This window comes from Actinospica durhamensis, from assembly GCF_018139695.1.
Classification (GTDB): domain Bacteria; phylum Actinomycetota; class Actinomycetes; order Streptomycetales; family Catenulisporaceae; genus Actinospica; species Actinospica durhamensis.
The window spans coordinates 1-4,109 of the sequence record NZ_JAGSOG010000442.1 but is presented as its reverse complement, the minus strand read 5'-3'; the positions used below and the strand labels follow the sequence as shown (position 1 = coordinate 4,109).

The 4,109-nt window shown below is 73.5% G+C and carries 4 protein-coding genes, 2 pseudogenes and 1 riboswitch; of the genes and pseudogenes, 4 read left to right on the top strand and 2 right to left on the bottom strand.

Features of this window, described 5'->3' with window-relative positions; genetic code table 11:
* Both KDL01_RS39460 and KDL01_RS39455 read right to left on the bottom strand, forming a co-directional pair.
* Positions 1 to 122 (bottom strand): annotated as a pseudogene (locus KDL01_RS39460) (aldo/keto reductase); the annotation flags it as partial.
* 2 nt (positions 123 to 124) lie between these two features.
* A pseudogene (locus KDL01_RS39455) lies at positions 125 to 1,381 on the bottom strand (magnesium chelatase ATPase subunit I); the annotation flags it as partial.
* A gap of 33 nt (positions 1,382 to 1,414) precedes the next feature.
* Positions 1,415 to 1,574, bottom strand: a riboswitch (cobalamin riboswitch).
* Between the two features lie 52 nt (positions 1,575 to 1,626).
* On the opposite strand from KDL01_RS39455, the gene dhaK reads away from it, so the two are divergent.
* The 4 genes from dhaK to KDL01_RS39435 all read left to right on the top strand — a co-directional run.
* Complete coding sequence (gene dhaK / locus KDL01_RS39450; protein WP_212533842.1) at positions 1,627 to 2,619, top strand: dihydroxyacetone kinase subunit DhaK; 993 nt, start codon at positions 1,627 to 1,629, stop codon at positions 2,617 to 2,619.
* Positions 2,620 to 2,624: 5 nt separating this feature from the next.
* The gene (gene dhaL, locus KDL01_RS39445; protein ID WP_212533844.1) at positions 2,625 to 3,314 is read left to right on the top strand and encodes a dihydroxyacetone kinase subunit DhaL; all 690 of its coding nucleotides are present in this window, start codon (positions 2,625 to 2,627) and stop codon (positions 3,312 to 3,314) included.
* 103 nt (positions 3,315 to 3,417) lie between these two features.
* On the top strand, positions 3,418 to 3,819 hold the full coding sequence (gene dhaM / locus KDL01_RS39440) for a dihydroxyacetone kinase phosphoryl donor subunit DhaM (RefSeq protein ID WP_212533841.1): 402 nt from the start codon (positions 3,418 to 3,420) through the stop codon (positions 3,817 to 3,819).
* Positions 3,820 to 3,833: 14 nt separating this feature from the next.
* The coding region (locus KDL01_RS39435; RefSeq protein ID WP_212533840.1) for a DUF1697 domain-containing protein at positions 3,834 to 4,109 on the top strand (276 nt) is incomplete at its 3' end.

Genomic DNA, 4,109 nt, shown 5'->3' with positions numbered 1-4,109 from the left:
ATGTTGTAGAAGTTCTGCACGCACACCACCGGCGCGATCTGCTGCGCCTCGGCCAGCTGCTCGGCGTTGACGGTGCTCAGCCCGAGGTGCCGGATCAGGCCCTGCTCGCGCAATTCGGCGAGCGCGCGGACTTCTCGCCCGAGCCTTTGCCCTGCTGCTGCGCGCCCTGCTGCTGCGTGGGCGGCGGCGCGGACGGCGCCTCGGGGCCGGCCTCGGTCGGCCCGGAGTCACCGTCCGACGGGCTATCAGAATGACTCGGGTGCGGGTCGTTTCCGCTGTCGCCTTTGTTCCCGTTGCCGCTTGGGCCGCTGTCGCCACCGCCCGGCCCGTCGTCACCGCCGTCGGGGCCGTCGCCGTCCGGATCTTCGCCCTCAGGGTCGGCACTCGCGTCGTCGAGCTGCTGCTCGTCCAGGCCGGGCGCGTCAAAGGGGTTGCGGCGGCGACGGTGCGGCAGGGCCAGCCGGGCGGCGTCGCGGACCTCCTCGGCCGTCACCTCAGTGCGGCCGCGCCAGGCCGCGAGGGCGATCGCGGCGCGGGCGGTGACCAGGTCGGCCCGCATGCCGTCCACCTCGAAGGCGGCGCAGATCCTTGCGATGCGCTCCAGCTCCGCGTCCGGCAGCACCACCGCGCCCAGCGCCGCGCGCGCCGCCGCGATCCGGGCACCCACCTCGTCGTCGGTGGCGGCCCAGTGCGCGCAGAACGCGTTAGGGTCCGCCTCGAAGGCCAGCCGGCGGCGCACCACCTCGGCGCGCTGCTTCGGCTCCCGGCTCGCCGCGACGTCCACGGTCAGGCCGAACCGGTCGAGCAGCTGCGGCCGCAGCTCGCCCTCCTCCGGATTCATCGTGCCCACCAGCAGGAACCGCGCCGCGTGGCGTACCGAGACGCCGTCGCGCTCCACGTGCGCCTCGCCCATCGCGGCCGCGTCAAGCAGCACGTCCACGAGGTGATCGGGCAACAGATTGACCTCGTCCACGTACAACACGCCGCGGTGCGCGGCCGCCAGCAGGCCCGGCTGGAACGCGGCCTCGCCGCGGCCGAGCGCGCGCTCGAGATCGAGGGCGCCGGTGAGCCGGTCCTCGGACGCGCCGACCGGCAGTTCGACCAGCCGCGCCGGACGTACGCCGCCGTCCGCCGCGTGCGGACCGTCCGGACAGTGCGGGTCTGGGGCGGCCGGATCGCAGGAGAAGCGGCAGTCGTCCGCCACCTCGACCTCGGGCAGCACCGCGGCCAGGGCGCGCACCATGGTCGACTTGGCGGTGCCCTTCTCGCCGCGCACCAGCACACCGCCCACGGCGGGGTGGATCGCGTTGAGGATCAACGCCAGCCGCAACTCGTCCTGTCCGAGTACGGCGGAAAAAGGGAAACGCAGCACAGCGCCGATCCACTCCTACCCGGGAGCCCACGCCCGTTCGTAGCGACAATCCTGTGCCGGGCGCAGTTCCTGACTCATCCCGGCGCGCACCTGGCGGTACGGTATACGGGCGTTGACAGTGGCGGGACCGTTCCGGATTCGCACCGGATTCCTGCGTGACCGACGGGTAGAGCATAGCCGCACCCCGTCGCGGGCCGAACCGGCGCACGCGGCGCCTACCGCGCTACCAGCCGCACACGGCAGAATGGGACGTCATGAAGATGCTGACCAACTCGCCCGAGACCGTGGTCGCCGACGCCCTCGCCGGGCTCGCCGCCGCGCACCCCGGCCTGCGAGTGGACGCCGAGCGGCGGATCGTGCTGCGGGCCGAGCCGACCCGGCCGGGCAAGCCGGCGCTGGTGTCCGGAGGCGGATCAGGCCACGAACCCCTGCACGCCGGGTTCGTCGGCCACGGCATGCTCGACGCCGCGTGTCCCGGGGAGGTGTTCACCTCGCCGGTGCCGGACCAGATGCTGGCCGCGGCCCAGGCCGTGGACGGCGGCGGCGGCGTGCTCTTCGTGGTGAAGAACTACACCGGGGACGTGCTCAACTTCCAGATGGCCGCCGAACTGCTCGAGGACGAGGGCATCGAGGCGCGCACGGTCCTGATCAACGACGACGTCGCGGTGGAGGACTCGCTCTACACCGCCGGGCGGCGCGGCACCGGGGCGACGGTGTTCGCGGAGAAGACCGCGGGCGCCGCGGCCGAGCTGGGCGCGGACCTGGACACCGTGGCGCGCATCGCCGAGCGCACCAACGCGGCCTGCCGCTCCTTCGGCATCGCGCTCGGCCCGTGCACCACCCCCGCCACCGGCCGCCCCGGCTTCGACCTCGGCGAGAACGAGATCGAACTCGGCGTCGGCATCCACGGCGAGCCCGGCCGCCGGCGCGCACCGTTCGCCCCGGCCGACGAACTCGCCGAGATCGCGGTGGACGCGGTCTGCGCCGACCTCGACTTCGGCGGCGACGCGATGGTGCTGCTCAACGGCATGGGCGCGAGCCCGCTGCTGGAGCTGTACATCGTCTACGCGGCGGTGGTCCGCGGCTTGGGCAAGCGCGGCGTGCGCGTCGTGCGCAACCTGGTCGGCGAGTACGTCACCAGCCTGGACATGCCGGGCTTCTCGCTGACGGTGTGCCGGGCCGAGCCGGATCTGGTGGACTTGTGGGACGCGCCGGTGCAGACTCCGGCGCTGCGATGGGGGCGGTGAGCGGTATGGCGGATGACGGCAGAGCGGAACTCGGCACGGCGTCGAGCGGCGCGGAGGCGAAGGACGGCGGCTTCGACGCGGCCCTGGGCGCGGCCTGGCTCACCGCCGCGGCGGACGCGGTGGCCCGCGAGGCCGAGCGGCTGAGCATGCTCGACGCGGCGATCGGCGACGGCGACCACGGCACGAACCTCAAGCGCGGCTTCGCGGCGGTGGCCGCGAAACTGGCCGAAGGCGTGCCCGCGACGCCCGGCGCGGTCCTGGTGCTGACCGGCCGTCAGCTGATCTCGACCGTCGGCGGCGCCTCCGGGCCGCTCTACGGCAGCCTGCTGCGCGCCACCGGCAAGGCCCTCGGCGAGACGGAGTCGGCGGACGTGGCGGCACTGGCGGCCGCGTTCACCGCCGGAGTGGAGGCCGTGGCCAAGCTGGGCGGCGCGAGCGTCGGCGACAAGACGATGATCGACGCCCTGTCCCCCGCCGTCGAGGCGCTGCGGGCCGCGGCCGAGGACGGCGTGCCGACGGCGCAGGCCCTGGACCTGGCCGCGCGCGCCGCCGAGGAGGGCGCGCAGGAGACGGTGCCGCTGCGGGCGCGCAAGGGCCGCGCCAGCTACCTGGGCGAGCGCAGCGAGGGCCACGAGGACCCCGGCGCCGCCTCGACCGCGCTGCTGTTGCGGGTCCTGGCCGACGCCGCGGCCTGAGCCGAGCCGCGCGGCGGCGTTTTTCATCGCCGCACCGATATAAGAACCTGTATTCATTCCCGACACGCCGCGCTGACCGGCGGTTCTGCTAGGCTCGGGCACCGTGAAGCTGGTAGGTGTCGTCCTCGTCTCGCACAGCGAGCAACTGGCCGAGGGTCTCGCGGAACTCGTCCGCGAGCTCGGCGGTGACCAGGTGCCGGTGATAGCCGCCGGCGGCATGGACGACGGCAGCCTCGGCACCAGCTACGGCCGGATCGAGCAGGCCGTGCGCCAGGCCGACCGCGGGGCCGGCGTGCTGCTGCTCGGCGACCTCGGCAGCGCCCTGCTGACCGTGAAGACGCTGCTGGACGAGGGCGTCGAGGGCCCGGACCTGCCCAAGGCGGTCCTCGCCGACGCACCCTTCGTCGAAGGCGCGGTGGCCGCGGTGGTCACGGCGTCCGCCGGAGGCGACCTCGAAGCCGTACGCGCCGCGGCGGAAGAAGCCCGGCTGTTCCGCAAGCTCTAGTCTAGACTGCGCCCATGACCAGGCAGGTCGCGCTGCTGCGCGCCGTGAACGTGGGAAAACGCCAGGTACCGATGGCCCGGCTCAGGCAACTGATGGCCGAGGACGGCTTCGAAGACGTCGTGACGTTCCTGCAGTCGGGCAATGTGGTCTTCGCCGACGGCGGCCGCACCGCCGAGCGCAACGGTACGCGGCTCGAGAAGCTCATCGAGGACGAATTCGGCTTCGCGGTCGAAGCGGTCATGCGCACCCACCGCCAACTCGATGCCGTCATCGCCCACAACCCCCTGCCC

What these genes read in the sequence shown, in the direction of transcription:
- dhaK (WP_212533842.1), top strand. Translation starts at nt 1,627, where the DNA reads ATGAAGATGCTGACCAACTCGCCCGAGACCGTGGTCGCCGACGCCCTC.
- dhaL (WP_212533844.1), top strand. Translation starts at nt 2,625, where the DNA reads ATGGCGGATGACGGCAGAGCGGAACTCGGCACGGCGTCGAGCGGCGCG.